Annotated in this window: 11 protein-coding genes; 1 reads left to right on the top strand and 10 read right to left on the bottom strand. The window is 76.3% G+C overall.

Features of this window, described 5'->3' with window-relative positions; all coding sequences use genetic code 11:
* Positions 1–133 precede the first annotated feature (133 nt).
* The 7 genes from AB0P35_RS35715 to AB0P35_RS35685 form a co-directional block, all read right to left on the bottom strand.
* Positions 134–1,486, bottom strand: coding sequence for an FHA domain-containing protein (locus AB0P35_RS35715; RefSeq protein WP_363519294.1), 1,353 nt, complete (start codon positions 1,484–1,486; stop codon positions 134–136).
* Between the two features lie 43 nt (positions 1,487–1,529).
* Positions 1,530–2,861, bottom strand: a complete 1,332-nt coding sequence (locus AB0P35_RS35710; protein WP_363519292.1) for a VWA domain-containing protein — start codon at positions 2,859–2,861, stop codon at positions 1,530–1,532.
* 158 nt (positions 2,862–3,019) lie between these two features.
* Positions 3,020–4,300 carry a PP2C family serine/threonine-protein phosphatase gene (locus tag AB0P35_RS35705; RefSeq protein WP_363519289.1) on the bottom strand — a complete coding sequence of 427 codons (1,281 nt, stop codon included), beginning with the start codon at positions 4,298–4,300 and terminating at the stop codon, positions 3,020–3,022.
* A gap of 3 nt (positions 4,301–4,303) precedes the next feature.
* The gene (locus AB0P35_RS35700; RefSeq protein ID WP_363519287.1) at positions 4,304–6,814 is read right to left on the bottom strand and encodes a tetratricopeptide repeat protein; all 2,511 of its coding nucleotides are present in this window, start codon (positions 6,812–6,814) and stop codon (positions 4,304–4,306) included.
* Positions 6,807–8,219, bottom strand: a complete 1,413-nt coding sequence (locus AB0P35_RS35695; protein ID WP_363519306.1) for a hypothetical protein — start codon at positions 8,217–8,219, stop codon at positions 6,807–6,809. The genes AB0P35_RS35700 and AB0P35_RS35695 overlap by 8 nt, the downstream gene beginning before the upstream one ends.
* Before the next feature lie 161 nt (positions 8,220–8,380).
* Positions 8,381–9,328, bottom strand: coding sequence for a glutamate ABC transporter substrate-binding protein (locus tag AB0P35_RS35690; protein ID WP_363519285.1), 948 nt, complete (start codon positions 9,326–9,328; stop codon positions 8,381–8,383).
* An 11-nt stretch (positions 9,329–9,339) separates the two neighbouring features.
* Positions 9,340–10,746, bottom strand: coding sequence for a CHASE3 domain-containing protein (locus AB0P35_RS35685; RefSeq protein WP_363519282.1), 1,407 nt, complete (start codon positions 10,744–10,746; stop codon positions 9,340–9,342).
* 264 nt (positions 10,747–11,010) lie between these two features.
* Between AB0P35_RS35685 and AB0P35_RS35680 the strand changes: the two genes are divergently transcribed.
* Positions 11,011–11,586, top strand: coding sequence for a nucleosidase (locus AB0P35_RS35680; protein ID WP_179419353.1), 576 nt, complete (start codon positions 11,011–11,013; stop codon positions 11,584–11,586).
* A gap of 71 nt (positions 11,587–11,657) precedes the next feature.
* On the opposite strand, the gene AB0P35_RS35675 is transcribed toward AB0P35_RS35680, so the two are convergent.
* The 3 genes from AB0P35_RS35675 to AB0P35_RS35665 all read right to left on the bottom strand — a co-directional run bounded on the left by AB0P35_RS35675 (position 11,658) and on the right by AB0P35_RS35665 (position 14,666).
* Positions 11,658–12,080: a hypothetical protein gene (locus AB0P35_RS35675; RefSeq protein ID WP_095872813.1), complete on the bottom strand. Its 423-nt coding sequence runs from the start codon at positions 12,078–12,080 to the stop codon at positions 11,658–11,660.
* Between the two features lie 249 nt (positions 12,081–12,329).
* Entirely contained in the window at positions 12,330–13,346 is a 1,017-nt protein-coding gene (locus AB0P35_RS35670; RefSeq protein WP_363519277.1) for a BadF/BadG/BcrA/BcrD ATPase family protein, read from the bottom strand.
* Positions 13,347–13,385: 39 nt separating this feature from the next.
* Complete coding sequence (locus AB0P35_RS35665) at positions 13,386–14,666, bottom strand: 6-phospho-beta-glucosidase (RefSeq protein ID WP_363519303.1); 1,281 nt, start codon at positions 14,664–14,666, stop codon at positions 13,386–13,388.
* Between the last annotated feature and the right edge of the window lie 5 nt (positions 14,667–14,671).

The following is a 14,671-nucleotide window of genomic DNA, read 5'->3' as shown; positions in this document are numbered from 1 at the left end:
GCCCCAATACACCCCCTCCAGCTCTACTACAATCCCGGTCTGGCCTCCCTTTTGGGTATTAATCACAACCACCCACCCCTAAAACACCGGGGGGGGGGGGGGGGGGCCCCCCCCCCCCCCCCCCGACGGGCCGTCAGGCGCGGTGCAGCGTGATCGTCGTCCAGGCGCCGATGTGGATCCGGTCGCCGTCGTTCAGCGGGATCGCGGTGTGCGGCGGCACCGGGTCGGCGCCGCCGTTCATGGTGGTGCCGTTGGTCGAGTCCTGGTCCACCAGCACCCAGCTGCCGTCGGGCTGCTCGGCGAGCATGGCGTGCTGGTGCGAGGCGCCAGGGTCCTCCGGCGGCACCGACAGGTCGATCTCCGGCACGGTGCCGCGCTGCTGACTGCGCCGGCCGATCCGCAGCTGGCCGCGGCCGGTCAGCGGGATGCGACGCTCGGGGCAGTACGGCGGGAAGAACAGCCCCGCCGCGTCCGGGCCGCTGCGCACCATCATGTCGGCGAAGTAGTCCCGGTCGGCGCTGACCACCGCGATCCACTGGGTGCGGGTCGGCGGGGGCGGGGGCGGCGGCACGGCCGGACCGGCACCCGGGTGCCCGTGCGGGGGCCCGCCGGGCGCGGGCCGGCCCGGGGCGTGGCCCGGTGCCTGCTGGCCGGGCCCGGGCGGGGCGAGCCGGAAGGACGTCCCGAAGCCGTCGCCGCCGGTGGGCTCGGCGTAGACCGGTCCCGTCCGCTCGTAGCCGTCGGGCTCGGCGAAGGGTGCCGGGGCCGGCCGGTCGAAGCCCTGCTTCTCCAGGCTGGGCGGCTGGTAGCCGGACGGGGCGGGCGCCGGGGCACCGGACGGCGGCGGGTAGCCGTAGCCGCCGCCGGGCCCGGCGGGCGGGGGCGGCGGAGCCGTCGGCGGGGCCACGGGGGGAGGCGTGGGCGCCTGCGGCCGCTGGGGCGCGGACAGGTCGTAGTCGTAGCCGCACTCCTCGCAGTACCGGCCGGTCTGCGGGGTGCGGCAGATCGGGCAGGTCACCAGGCCGGCGGTGATGTCCGGCGAGCCGCCGTGCGACGGCCCCCCGTGCGCCGGCGCCCCGTGCGGCGGGCCGCCGTGCGCAGGTCCGTGCGCGGAGCCGCCGCCGATGGACAGCCCGCCGAGACCGCCGCGCCGCTCGCGGGCGGGCTCCTCGTAGGGCTGCTGCCCGTACCCGGGGTCGTAGCCCTGGTCGTAGCCCGCCTCGGGGCCGGACGGCTCGTAGGGCGGCCGCTCGTAGCCGCCGCGGCCGCCGTAGCCGGGCGCGCCGCCGGCGCCCGCGGGCGGGGCCGGCGGGGCCGAGGCGGGCGGGGGAGGCGGGTAGCCGGGACCGGCGGGCGCGCCGAAGGGCGAGCCGCCGGCCGGCGGGGCGCCCGGGACGGCCAGACCGGGCGGCGGAGTCATCGGGAAGCCGCAGAAGTCGCACCAGTCCTCGGCCTGCGACTCATGGCCCCTAGGGCAGATCGGCATCAAATCCCCCACATCAGCAGGTCCGGCCCAGGCAGTCGGCCGGTCATCTCTTCACTCGCACGGTCTTGGTCGACCGGGTCTCGAGTGTCATCGAGTCGGCCTCGCTCACGTTCTTACGGAATCGAACCGTACCCTCCCGCGCGTCCACGACGTCGACCACCTTCTCCAGGAGGCGGAACGTGCCGTCGTTGCCGGTCGCGTGGGCGAGCCGGACGGCCGCGCCCAGCTTGGCGGTGGCCCGGTCGACGTCCCCGGCGCGGTGGGCGGCGAGGCCCTCCTGAATCGAGGAGGCCAGCTCGGCCTGGCCGGTGTAGTGGGCCACCTGCTGGTTGATCCGGGTCGAGGAGGCCAGGTCGTCGGTCCACACCGCGCGGACGAGTCCCTGCGACAGCGTCTCGGCGGTGCCGTCGGCGCGCGGCAGCACCAGGCTGATCCGGGCGGCCAGCATCTCGTCGCCGACGGAGGCGGCCGGAACCTCGACGCACACGTGGTAGTCGCGGCTCTCGTCGCCCCAGGAACCGGTCGGGTAGTCGCCGGCCCGCGGGCCGGCCTCGGCGCGGCGGCCGCTGAGGTCCTCGACGGCCGGGGCGACCTGCTTGACGTACTTCACCACGGCGTTGGCCGGGGTCCAGATCCGCAGGGCGACGTCCGCCACCTGCTTGCCCATGGCGGTGGACATCATCGCCCGGAAGTCGTCCGCCAGACCGGAGGGCTCGGCGACGATGTCGACGGTGCCGAGCAGCGCCGAGGAGATCCGGCGCAGCTCGTCGACCTCCCAGTCGGTGCCCACGCCGCGGCAGTCCGCGGTGAAGGCGCCGGCGGCCCGGTCGAGGACGGCCTGCAGCTCGGCGGGCTTCTCGTGCTCGTTCCGCCCGTCGGTGAGCAGGATGCCGTGCCGGATGGAGCGCTCCGGGCGGCTGTCGAACAGCTGGTGGGCGAGGGCCAGCCAGGTGCCGATCGCGGTGCCGCCCATCGGCGTCAGCCGGCGCAGCGCGGTCTTGGCGGCGGCCCGGGTGGACGGGTCGGCGACCGCCAGCTCGCCGCCGCCCGGATAGACCTCCTTGGCCTCGTGGGTGCCGGCGACCACGGCGAAGGCGACGCCGTCGCGCAGGGTGTCGATGGCGGCTGCCGTCGCCTCACGGGCGTTGCGCATCTTCGCGGCGGGGTGGTCCATCGAGCCGGAGCAGTCGATCATGATCACCACGGCGGCGTCCCCGCCGTCCCCGGAGGTGGCGAGCCGGCCGCCCGAGGTGCCGCCGCCGGTGGCGGTGACGGTGACGATCGCGTTGACCTCGCGGGCGCCCTCGGCGAGGTACTCGTTCTGGAAGATGTCGACGTCGAATCGGGGCGCGTTCGGCTTGGACAGACTTGCCATGGGCTGAGGGCTCCTGTCGAGCGGGCGGGCAGGGCGGGCAGGGCGGTCGGTCGGGTCGGGTCGGGTGTGCTCGTCGTCGGGTGGCGCCCGCGCGGCAGGGCGCGGGCGGTCGTGCCCGGTCGTGCTCGGTTGTTGTCGGTCGGTCGGTGCGGCCGGGATCAGTCGAGGGGCGCGGGTGCGGTCGGCGGGAAGGCCGGCATCGGCGGTGCGACCGGGGCGGCTGGCGCGGGCGGAGCGGGCGGAGCCGGGGGCGGTCCGTCCGGCAGCGTGGCGTCGTGCCCCGTGCCGGCCACCGCGGGGGCCGGGGATGCCTCGGCGGCGGGCCGCTGCACCGGCAGGTCGAGCAGGGTGGGCTCGTGCCCGGCGTCGCCCGGGGTGATCGGCAGCACGGCGACGGTGATGTTGTCGTGCCCGCCCGCGGTGACCGCGAAGTCGACCAGCGACCGGGCCGCGGCCAGCGGCTGCGTCCGGGCGTCGGCCCGGACGAAGAAGGCGAGGTCGGTGGCGGCCTCGGCGTAGTTCCACAGGCCGTCGGTGCAGATCAGCACCACGCCCGGCACGTGCGGGGTGAACGAGACGGTGTGCGGCAGCAGCTCCTCGGCGTCCGCGCCGAGCCAGCCGGTGATGGCGTGCGCCCGCGGGTCGGCGTACGCCTCGGCCTCGCCCATCAGCCCGGCGGCGACCATCCGGGCGGCCCAGGAGTCGTCCTCGGTGAGCCGGTAGGGCTCGGCGGACTCGCGGTCGTCCGGGATCCAGTACGCCCGGGTGTCGCCGACCCAGCCGATGGTGACCAGGCCGTCGGCGGAGATCGCGCTGACGTAGGTGCAGGCGGGCGCGTTGAAGTCGCCCGGCCGGGCCCGGCTCTTGTCGTCGTAGGCGAGTTCGGTGACCGCCCGGGCCGCGTCGGCGATGGCGCGGCGCATCGCGGTCGACGGGTCGTCGCCGCGCTCGAGCGAGCTGAGCAGTGACTCGGAGGCGGCGTCCACGGCGGTCGCGGAGGCCTCGTCCGGGCGGGCGGAGGAGGAGACGCCGTCGCAGACCACGGCGACGACGGCGGGCCGGCCGCCGGGCAGCGAGGTGCCGGCGATGGTGAAGGCGTCCTCGTTGCGGTGGTGGCGCAGGCCGCGGTCGCTGACGCCGGCCACGCCGGCCATCGCCCGCTCCTGGTGGTCCCGCGGCCGCGGCTGGGCCTTGCCGCAGGACTCGCAGTACCCGTCGGCGGTGACCCCGGCCGCCCCGCAGTGCGCGCAGGCGCCGGCCGCCGGACCGGCCGGGGCCGGGTCGGGCAGCGTGCTGCCGGGGGCGCGCCGGTCGCTCACCGTCCGGGCCTCGGCGGGCGCCGCGGGTCCGGCGGTGCTACGACCGCACGCGCCGCAGAAGGCGTCGTCGGGGTCCAGCGGCTCGGCACAGCTCGGGCACACGGTCTGCTGCTGCGGCATTGCTCACACCCACGTCCGTGGGCGGGCCCGGTTGGCCCGCTCCACCATCTCGATCCTTGTTTCGGCGCGGTCGGACAACCGTGCCAGCACCCGGTAGGAGTGCTCCAGGGCGAAGCGCAGTTCCCGTTCGTCGACAGGATGTCCGAGCACTTCGTACGCCGTGTCCGCGGTGCCCGCGGCGGCCTTCCCCGCGGCGTCCGGGCGGCCCGCGACGACCCAGCCGAGGGCGGCGTCCAGCAGCTCGACGGAGAGCTCCTCGCGCCGCCGGGCGTCCAGGCCGAGCGCGGTGATCTGCGTGGAGCAGTCGGTCAGGTCGGGGCCGAGCGGGTCGGTCGCCGGGCGGTCGCGCAGCCGGGCCCGGACGGCGGCGATCCGGGCGGCGGTGTGGTGCGCGGAGGCGTCCGGCACCGCCTCCAGGGCGGCGACCGCGCCGGCCCGGTCGCCGTCCGCGAGGCGGACCCGGGCCAGCCCGAAGGCGGCGGAGACGTAGCCGCGGTCGGTGGTGGCGACCAGGCGGTAGAACTCGGCGGCGTCCTCGCCGTTGCCGAGCAGCTCGGCGCAGAGGGCGAGGGCCAGCTTGGGGGCGGCCTCGCCCGGGAAGGCGTCGTAGAGCGCGTCGAAGGCCTCGGCGGCGGCCTCGGTCCGGCCGGCGGCGAGCGCGGTGAGGCCGCGGTACCAGACGACCCGCCAGTCCCCGGGGTGGTCCTGCTCGACGGCCTCCAGGTCGTGGCCGGCGGCCTCCGGGTCGCCGAGTTCCAGGTGGGCGCGCAGGGCCCGCAGCCGGAGTTCCGGGGAGGGGGCGGGGGCGGTGGCCAGGGCGGCCAGCGCCTCGCCCGGGGCGGTGCCGGCGAGTGCGGCGAGGAAGCCGGCGTTGGGGTCGGCGGTGTCGACCCGGGGTACCGGCAGCGCGAGTGCGGCGGCGGCCGCGTCCAGCGGCTGGGTGGCGAGTTCGGTGTCCACCACCCGCACCTCGGGTCCGAACAGGGTGGAGAGTGCGGGCCGCGGTCGGCCGTCCTGCAGCGCGAGCACCTCGCGCAGGACGCCGGTGAGCTGGTCGGCCATCTCCTCGGCGGAGCCGAAGCGGCGTGCCGGGTCGGGGTCGGTGGCCCGGACCAGCAGCCGGTAGTACGACTCGTACCGGTCGAGCAGCGGCACCTCCTCGGGGCCGGGCAGGTCGTACCGGTGGGTGCCGTCGTAGCCGCGGAAGTCGAAGCTGAGCACGGCCAGGGTGCGGGCCACGGTGTAGAGGTCGGAGGCGGGTGACGGTCCGTCGGTGGCGATCTCGGGTGCCTGGTAGCCGACGGTGCCGTAGATCGGGCCGTCGTCGTCGAAGCGGCGGACGGCGCCCATGTCGATGATCTTGAGCGAGTCCTCGCTCTGGATCACGTTGTCGATCTTGAAGTCGCAGTACACCAGCCCGCGGGCGTGCAGGTAGCCGAGCGCGGGCAGCGCCTCCAGCGCGTACGCGATCGCCTGCTCGACCGGCAGCGGGTCGCGCCGGCCGTCCGGGGTGCGGCGCTCGTTGGCGATGTCCTTGAGCGACTTGCCGCCGACGTACTCCATCACGATGTAGCCGTCCGAGGCGCCCGTCCGCATGTCCGGGTGCTCGGCGAAGTTGATGATGCGGACGATGTTCGGGTGGTCCACCTCGGCGAGGAAGCGGCGTTCGGCCAGGGCGACCGCCAGCGCGTCCTCGTCACCGGTGTCCAACAGGCCCTTGAGCACCACCCACTTGTCGCTGACCCGGCGGTCGATCGCCAGGTAGATCCAGCCGAGGCCGCCGTGCGCCAGGCAGCCCACCACCTCGTACTGGCCGCCGACCAGGTCGCCGCGGCGCAGCTTGGGGGTGAACGAGTAGACCGTGCCGCACTTGGTGCAGAAGCCCTCCGGGCGGCCCGGCACCTCGCCCTTGGCGCGGCCGACCGGCGTGTCGCACTTGGAGCAGAACCGCTTGCGCTCCGGCACCTCGGGGTTCTGCAGCACGGCGGCCGCCGGGTCGGGCCGCGGCACCGCGGGCACCGCCACCAGGCCCGCGCCCAGGTTGCCGCGCCGGCCGGTGCCGGCGCTGCCGGTGCTGCTGCGCACCGAGACCGAGTGGCCGCCGCCCGTCCGGGACGAGCGGTACGAGCGGGACCGGCCGGACAGCGTCCGCGCGGAGCCGGTCCGGGACGACCCCGCCCGGACGGACCGGCCGGAGTCGGGGGAGACCCGGGCCGAGGGCACGTACGGCGCGGTCGACCCGCCCGGCTCGGCGGCCAGCCCGCACTCGTCGCAGTAGCCGTCCGCGTCGACGGTGCCCGGACAGTCCCGGGCGCAGCGCACCGGGCCGCCCGCCCCCGCCCCGGACGTCCCGGCCCCCGCCGTGGACCTCCCCGAACCTGCTCCGGAACCCGCCCCGGACGCCCCGGCGGACCCGCTGCCCGCCGGTGCGGCCAGGCCGCACTCGTCGCAGTAGCCGTCCGCGTCGATCACCCCGCCGCCGGAGCAGTCCGGCCGCGTGCACGCCTCACCCATCGGATTCGCCGCCCCCCTCAACGTCCCCCGCCGGCCGGCCGTCCTGCACCGCCGGGGCCTGGTGGTCCTGCCCGTTCCCGCCGTCCGCGACACCGGCCGTGCCCGGGGCCCCCGGGCCGGCCGGCAGCGCGGGTGCCGGCCGCACCGCCTGCTGGAAGCGGGCGACCGCCTCCGCCGCGGCGCGCAGATCGCACGGCGCGCTCCACAACAGCCAGCGCGCCTTCTCGAACCGCTCGACGACCTCCGGATCCTCGGTGATCCCGAGCCGGGCCGCCATCGCCCTGTACGCCTCCAGCCGCCCGCGCAGCTCGGCCCGCACCGCCAGCGGCTGGGCCACCTCGGTCAGCGAGTGCCGGGCCCGGGCGAGCTCCTTGGCGGCCGCGTCCTCCAGCGCGTCCAGCAGTGGACCCAGCCGGTACCACTGGCCGCCGTGCTGCAGCTCCACCGCCTGGCCGATCCGCTCGCGCAGCGCCGAGGCCGGGCCCGGCACGGCCGGCACCTCGGTCGCGGCGATCTTCGCCAGCACCTCGCCGCGGGCCCGCCGGGCCTCGGCGAGCGTCGCGTCGGCGCGCTGCAGCAGATCGCCGACCTGCTGCAACCGCTCGTGCGACTCGTCGCGCAGCCGCAGCAGCCCCTCCAGCTCCACCCGGACGTCGTCCAGCGCCCGGCCCGCCCGGTCGAAGCGCGAGGTGTCGACCACCCCGGCGACCGTGCCGGCCGCCACCGCGGGCGCCGACGCCTCCTGTGCCCGCTGGGACGGCACCCGGGCCGGCCGCCACAGCGCCAGCGGGTCCGCGACCACCTCGGCGCGCTGCGCCGCCAGGTCCTCGGCCAGCGCCGCGAGGTCGTCCGCCAGCGGGTGGCCGCCCGGCCGCACCCCCACCGACAGCGCCAGCATCTGCACCCGGTGAAGCTCGGCGAGCAGCAGGTCGATCCGGGCGGGCAGCGCCGACCAGACCGCGTCCGCCGCCGCCGCCACCTCCAGTACCGCCGCGTACCAGGCGTTCATCCGCTCCAGCAGATCGGCCAGGCTGACCCGCTCGACCAGCCGGGCCGGCGCGCCGAACCGGGCACCGCCGTCCGGCAGCTGCCCGCCGGAGACCGTCACCGAGGCGCCGCCGAGCAGCTCACTGAGCTCCGCCAGCTCGGCGGAGCCCGGCCGGTTGCGGCGCGAGCGGACGGCCCGCGCCGAGGCCAGCGCCTCCGAGTAGCGGTCGAACAGCGTCCACAGCACGGACAGGCCCTGCCCGGCGACGGACCAGCGCTCCCGGGTCCGCCCGGTGAGGGCGGCGCCCTCCAGCAGCCGACGGCCTGGATGGTCCTGCAGGTCGAGCAGGGCAGCCTCCACGGCGTCGCGCTCGGCGCCCAGCCGCGCGAGCGCGCGGTCCACCTCCTCCCGGCTCATCGCCGGGCCGGCAGTTCCTGCCAACGGTCCTTCCTCTCCGGTGCGGTCGCCCGGCGCCGCCTCGGCGCCTTCCGCGCGCTGCGGCACGGCGCCCTCGGTTGACGGCGCCTCGTATGACGGGGTGACGGGACGACGGGTGACGGGGTGACGGGGTGACGAGACTACGGCAGGTACGGAGCGGTCGAGGCACCCATGGTGGGTGCCAGCCAGCGCGCGTAGCTGCGCTGCCACCCCCCGCCGGAGCGGTACTCCGCGAGCACCTGGTTCACCCACGCGACCAGGTCGGGCGCGGCCCTGTTGACCGCCACCCCCATGTAGGCGTCGGAGATGGACTCGTCGAGCACCTGCACCGTCGGGTCCTGGGCGGCCTGCGCCGCGGCCAGCGCGCCGTCGGTGAGCGTGGTGTCCACCTGGCCGAGCTGCATCAGCACCAGGCAGTCCAGCTGGTTCTCCACCACCCGCACCGCGCTGGTGCCGCGCGCGTCCCGCTTGAGCTCCGCCTCGGAGGAGGACTGCGCGGCCACACACGCCCGCCGCCCCTTGAACGCGGCGGCCAGCGACGGCACCTTCGCCGCGCGGGGCACCACGACCTGCTGGCCGGTGCGGAAGTACGGCACGGAGAACGCCACCTCCTTCAGCCGGTCGCAGGTGATCGTCATGGTGCGGGTGATCAGGTCCACCTCGCCGTTCTTGATCGCGTCGATCCGGCGGGCGGTGGGCACCGTCCTGAAGGTGATCCTCTCCGGGTCGCCGAGCACCGAGGCCGCGATCGCGTGCGCCAGATCGATGTCGAAGCCCTCGATCCGGCCGGTGCGCGGGTTGCGGTAGCCCCAGTTGAAGCTGTTCTGGTCGACGCCGACGACCAGCGAGCCGCGCTGCCTGATCCGCCGGATCGCCGACCCGTTCGGGTCCTCCGCGGGCGGCGCGCTCTTCGTCACGTCGCAGTCCGCGGCGGGCGCGAGCGCGGCCGCCGCCGGGGCCGCCTGTACCGGCGGGTCCTGCGCCGCCCGCCCGTCCGGGCCGCCCGCGAGCAGCCCGGCGGCGACCGCGACCACTGTGGCGAGCACCCCCGCCCGCATGCCGCGGGCCGTCACCGTACGCACCGTCATCCCCCGCCCCCTCACCGGTACTCGGCCAGTCGGCGGCCGATGCCCCTGACCACGCCCACCGCCGCCAGGACGGCCAGCACCGCCGCCCCCGCGGCGAGTGCCTCGTACCCGCCGGCCACCCCGGAGGTCTCCGCCCCGAAGCGGGCCTGCTCGGCCGCGCCGGCCGCGGCCAACTCCCGGTCCATCGCGGCCCAGGCCGCGTCCGTGGTGGCGTCCGAGCCGACCGCCACGGTGGCGCGCAGCGCCGCCTCGTAGTCGCCGGCCCAGTCGCTCGCGGCGGCCGCGTCGTGCCGTGCGTCCCACTGCGCGAACTGCTTGCGGGCCGCGTCCAGCCGGCGCCCGGCCTCGCCCGCGGGTGCGAGGGCGGCCGCCCGCTCCAGGGTGCCGCCGGCGGCCCTGCCGCCGCCCGGGGCGGGCGCCCCGCCGAGCGCCACGGTGACGGTCTGCCAGCGCTTGCCGTAGCTGTCGCTCGCACCGCGGGCGACCAGGTTCAGGTTCTCCGCGGCCCGCGCCTGCAGCGACTCCGTCCGGGCCTGGCCCAGCACCCGCAGCGGCTCCGCGCCCCCGCTGCGGCCGGCCGCCAGCGAGCCGGAGGCGACCAGCGAGCCGACCACCAGCCACCCCAGCGCCGCCAGCACGGCCGCCGAGGCCGCGACCAGCCCCGGATTGAACACCCGGTTGGTGCGGCGGAACAGCAGCACCTGGTAGCCGCCGAGTGCGGCCAGCGCCACGATCCCCAGCAGCACGGCCGCCGCGGGCAGGGCCCCGGCGGCGTCGAAGTCCTCGTCCAGCCGCCCGGACTCCGCCGCGACCAGCTGCTGGGCGGCCGGGAGCATGGTGTTCTGCATCAGCCCGGAGGCGTACCGCAGATAGGCGCCGCCGAGCGGCAGGCCCAGCCGGTTGTCCGCCCGAGCGGTCTCCACCAGGCCGGCGTACTGAGGGAGTTGCCGGTTCAGCTCGTCGATCCGGCGCTGTGCCTCGGAGTTGGCCTCCGTCCGGGCGGCCGCCCGGGTGAGCAGCTCGGCGGCCGTCGCGAGGTCGTCCTCGTACCGCTTGCGCAGCTCGGCCGGCTCGTCGCCGGCGAGCAGGAAGCCGCTCGCCGCGGTGGTGTCGGCGTCGGCCAGCGACCGGTAGACCTCCGCCGCGTCCCGGCTGAGCGGCTGGCTGTGCTCGACCACCCGGTCGGTGGCCGAGGCCCGCTGGTCGGCCTGCCAGACCGCCGTCCCCCCGAACAGCAGCAGCAGTGCGACCAGGGCCGCGCCGGCCAGCCGCAGCCGGCCCGGCGGTGTGCCGGCCGCCCGTCTCAGCTCGGCCAGCCGCTCGCCGGCGTCCTGCAGCCCGGGCAGTCGTGCCGCGGCGCCGCGTCCGCCCGGCGACGGCAGCGGCGCCGTCCCCTCGATGACCGCCGGTCTCGTCACCCGCCCCACCCCTCCCCCTGTGCCCCGTCCGATGCCGGGGCCCCCGATGCCAGCAGTATGGCCGCCGAATGTGACGGTCACACGCGAGTTGTGCCGATCTTGAGCTTGCGCCAATGGGCCGATCCACCCGAACGCGGACGTTCTGTGCGCGCTTCGCCCTGCCCGTGCGTACTTCGCCCGGCGCCGCCGCACGCTCCGGCCGTGACGGGAACCGGCTGCCGTGCCCGGTCGGGTCCCGGCGGACCGGCCTTTAGCATGGGGGCCATGCGTCTGATCGGAACCATCCTCCCGGACCGCCCGCTGCTCGTCGTCGCCGTCCGGGAGGAGGCGGCCCACCTCGGTGACCGCCTGCCGGTGCTGCTGACCGGCATCGGCAAGATCAACTCCACGGCCGCGCTGGCCACCGTGCTGGCCCAGGGCGCCCGGCCGGCGGAGGTGGTCAACCTCGGCACCGCGGGCGCGCTCCGTCCCGGGCTGGCCGGCACCACCCACGAGATCGCCCGGGTGCTGCAGCACGACATCGACACCCCGGTGCTGCGCGAGCTGACCGGCCGCAGCTACGGCGCCCCGATCGACCTCACCGACGGCGTCGGCCCGACCCTGGCCACCGGCGACCTGTTCGTCTCGGACCCGGCGGCCCGCGAGCGGCTCGCCGCGCAGGCCGACCTGGTCGACATGGAGGGCTACGCGCTCGCCACCGTCGCCCGCCGGGCCGGGGTGCCGGTGCGGCTGGTCAAGTACGTCAGCGACGAGGCCGGCGACGGCGCCGCCCGCACCTGGCGCGAGTCGGTGGACGCCTGCGCGAAGATCCTCGCCGTCTGGGCGGACGAGCACCTCTGAGCCGGGCGCCGGACACGCGCCGGAGGCCGGGACCACCGCGGTCCCGGCCTCCGGCGCGTCGGCGGGCGGCGTCAGCCGGCGATCTGCACGCCGGTCAGCGCGGGCACGAACTGGTCGAGCTCGGTGCGCCAGTAGCGGGCGACGTTCAGGCGGGTCGGCTTCTCCTCGCCGGGGAAGTGGAACTGCATCGAGCTCCACATGGTGGCCCGCTTGACCTCGGTGATCAGGGTGCGCGCCTGCTCCAGCGGCACCACGTGCACCAGCTCCTGCGGGCGGTTGCTCATCCGCGAGGCGCGGTGGACGACGACCACGCGCTCGGTGAGGGTGACGAAGTAGTACTTCACGAAGAGCTGGCCGATCAGGCCGAGCTGGCTCATCAGCCACGGGCTCGGGCCGGTGACGGTGTGGAAGGTCACGACGGGCCGGTCGTTCGGCTCGATCGCGGCGATCGCCTCGGCGACCTGCTCCTGCATGGTGGACTTACGGATCGCCATCTGGCGTTTCCCCCTGGGGATCGGGTGGGCGCCCCGTGGACGGGCGCCGGTACGAAGCCGGGAGCGTAGCGTTCGTCGGACCGTCCGATCAACGTTCAAACCCCCGGGCGGGAATTCTTGACCGGCTCTTAACCGGACGGCCACCTCTCCGGCCCGGGGAACGGGCCCACCGCCGCCCCCGCGGTGTGCGGACCGCGGGGACGGCGGCGGGAGTTCGGAAGGCGGCACCCGCGAGCGGGCGATTGACAGTCAGGCGGCCGCCGAGTGCACCGGCTCGTACGCGGCCCGCAGCCGCTGCTGCGCCCGCTCGCCGGCGCCGATCCGGTCGAGGCCGAGCAGGGCCGCGCCGAGGACGGGCGGCGCGACCACGATCCGCGGTTCGGCGAGCGGCGCGGCGGCGGCCAGCCGGGCCGTCACGTTGTCGACCAGCAGCGGCAGCCGGGCCGCGAGCACACCGCCGCCGAGCACCACCGGGACGGGCTCGTCCAGCAGGTCGAGCCGCCGCAGCGCGACGGCGGCGAAGCGGACGATCTCGTCGGCCTGCCGGTCGACCAGGCCGAGCGCGACCTGGTCGCCGGCCTCGGCGGCGGCGAACAGCACCCGCACGATCTCGTGCAGCCGCTCCTGCGCGATCTCGCCGAGGTGCATCCCCTCGGCGACCGCGGCCGCGGAGGCCAGCCCGAAGTGCGCTCCGATCGCCGCGGCGAGCGCGGTCGGCGTGCCGCGGCCGTCCTCGGACCGGGTGGCGTGCCACATCGCCTCGGCGGCCAGCCCCCCGCCGCCGCCCCAGTCGCCGGTGAGCCGGCCGAGGGCGGGGAAGCGCGCGGTGCGCCCGTCCGGCAGCAGGCCCACGCAGTTGATGCCGGCGCCGCAGACCACGGCGACCCCGCGCGGGCCGTCGGTGCCGGCCCGCAGCAGGCCGAAGGTGTCGTTGGCGACGGCGCTGGTGGTGCCCCAGCCGCGGGCCTCCAGTGCGGCCAGCAGCCGTTCCTCCTCCACCGGCAGGTCGGCGTTGGCGAGGCAGGCCGAGACATGGGCGGCCACCGGGGTGCCCGGTCTCAGCCCGGCCTGCGCGGCGGCCTGCTCGACCAGCGGGGCGAGGCCGCCGATGGCCTCGTCGGCGCCGTCGAGCTGCGGCTGGAAGCCGCCGCCGCGGGCGGTGCCGAGCACCGTGCCGTCGGCGGCGACCAGCGCCACGTCGGTCTTGCTGTTCCCGGCATCGACGGCGAGGACGCCGGGAAGCTGCCCGTCGGGCTGACGGTTCATCGGTTTCCCCCGGGGTGGTGCGAGGCGGTCATCGTCGCGTCACGCCCAGCCGAGGTGGGCGCGGTTGTGGGCGATCAGCCGGTCGGTGAGGCGGTCGGCGAGGTCGAGCTGGCCGACCAGCGGGTGGGCGAGCAGGGCGTCGAAGACCCGGTCCCGGCCGCCCTTGAGGGCCGCCTCCAGCGCCAGGTGCTCGTAGGCGGTGACGGCGGCGATCAGGCCCGCGTACAGCGGTTCGACCGGGCGCTGCGGCAGCGGCCGCACGCCCCGCGGGTCGACCTCGGCAGGCACCTCGATCACCGCGTCGTCGGGCAGGAACGGCAGGATGCCGTCGTTGCGGGTGTTGACCACCTGCACCCCGGTGGTGCCGTCCGTGCCGAGCAGGGCGGCGATCAGCTGGACGGCGGCCTCCGAGTAGAAGGCGCCGCCGCGACTGCCGAGCAGTTCGGGCTTGGTGTCGAGCGCCGGGTCGGCGTACATCTCCAGCAGCTGCCGCTCGATCGCGGCGACCTCGGCGGCCCGCGAGCCCTTCTCCTTCAACTCCTCGACCACCAGGTCGTGCTGGTAGAAGTAGCGCAGGTAGTAGGAGGGCACGACGCCGAGCCGGCGGATCACGTCGGGCGGCAGGTGCAGGTCGGCGGCGATCGCCTCGCCGTGGCCGGCGAGCAGTTCGGGCAGCACCTCGCGGCCGGTGGCGGCGCCGGGGGCGTCGAGCAGGGTGACGCCGCGCTCCCAGGTGAGGTGGTTGAGGCCGACGTGGTCCAGCCGGACGCGCTCGGGGGCGACGCCGAGGTGCGCGGCGAACTTCCGCTGGAAGCCGATCGCCACGTTGCACAGACCGACGGCCTTGTGGCCGGCGGTCTGCAGGGCGCGGGTGACGATGCCGACCGGGTTGGTGAAGTCGACGATCCAGGCGTCCGGGTTGGCCCGGCGGACCGTCTCGGCGATGTCCAGCACCACCGGCACGGTGCGCAGCGCCTTCGCCAACCCGCCCGCGCCGGTGGTCTCCTGGCCGACGCAGCCGCACTCCAGCGGCCACGTCTCGTCCTCGTTGCGGGCGGCCTGGCCGCCGACCCGCAACTGCAGCAGGACGGCGTCGGCGTCCCGCACCCCGGTGGCGACGTCGGCCGCGGTGGTGACGACGGCGTCGTGGCCCTGCTTGGCGAAGATCCGCCGGGCGAGGCCGGCGATCAGGTCCAGCCGGTCGGCGGCGGGGTCGACCAGGACGAGCTCGCCGATCGGCAGGGTGTCCCGCAGCCGGGCGAAGCCGTCGATCAGCTCGGGCGTGTAGGTGGAACCGCCGCCGACGATTGCCAACTTCAGTGCGG

It is taken from the genome of Kitasatospora sp. NPDC085879 (assembly GCF_040686255.1).
Taxonomy (GTDB): domain Bacteria; phylum Actinomycetota; class Actinomycetes; order Streptomycetales; family Streptomycetaceae; genus Kitasatospora.
The sequence above is the reverse complement of the archived record's forward strand: the minus strand, read 5'-3'. Positions and strand labels throughout refer to the sequence as shown.

What these genes read in the sequence shown, in the direction of transcription:
- AB0P35_RS35715 (WP_363519294.1), bottom strand. Translation starts at nt 1,486, where the DNA reads ATGCCGATCTGCCCTAGGGGCCATGAGTCGCAGGCCGAGGACTGGTGC.
- AB0P35_RS35710 (WP_363519292.1), bottom strand. Translation starts at nt 2,861, where the DNA reads ATGGCAAGTCTGTCCAAGCCGAACGCGCCCCGATTCGACGTCGACATC.
- AB0P35_RS35705 (WP_363519289.1), bottom strand. Translation starts at nt 4,300, where the DNA reads ATGCCGCAGCAGCAGACCGTGTGCCCGAGCTGTGCCGAGCCGCTGGAC.
- AB0P35_RS35700 (WP_363519287.1), bottom strand. Translation starts at nt 6,814, where the DNA reads ATGGGTGAGGCGTGCACGCGGCCGGACTGCTCCGGCGGCGGGGTGATC.
- AB0P35_RS35695 (WP_363519306.1), bottom strand. Translation starts at nt 8,219, where the DNA reads ATGAGCCGGGAGGAGGTGGACCGCGCGCTCGCGCGGCTGGGCGCCGAG.
- AB0P35_RS35690 (WP_363519285.1), bottom strand. Translation starts at nt 9,328, where the DNA reads ATGACGGTGCGTACGGTGACGGCCCGCGGCATGCGGGCGGGGGTGCTC.
- AB0P35_RS35680 (WP_179419353.1), top strand. Translation starts at nt 11,011, where the DNA reads ATGCGTCTGATCGGAACCATCCTCCCGGACCGCCCGCTGCTCGTCGTC.
- AB0P35_RS35675 (WP_095872813.1), bottom strand. Translation starts at nt 12,080, where the DNA reads ATGGCGATCCGTAAGTCCACCATGCAGGAGCAGGTCGCCGAGGCGATC.
- AB0P35_RS35670 (WP_363519277.1), bottom strand. Translation starts at nt 13,346, where the DNA reads ATGAACCGTCAGCCCGACGGGCAGCTTCCCGGCGTCCTCGCCGTCGAT.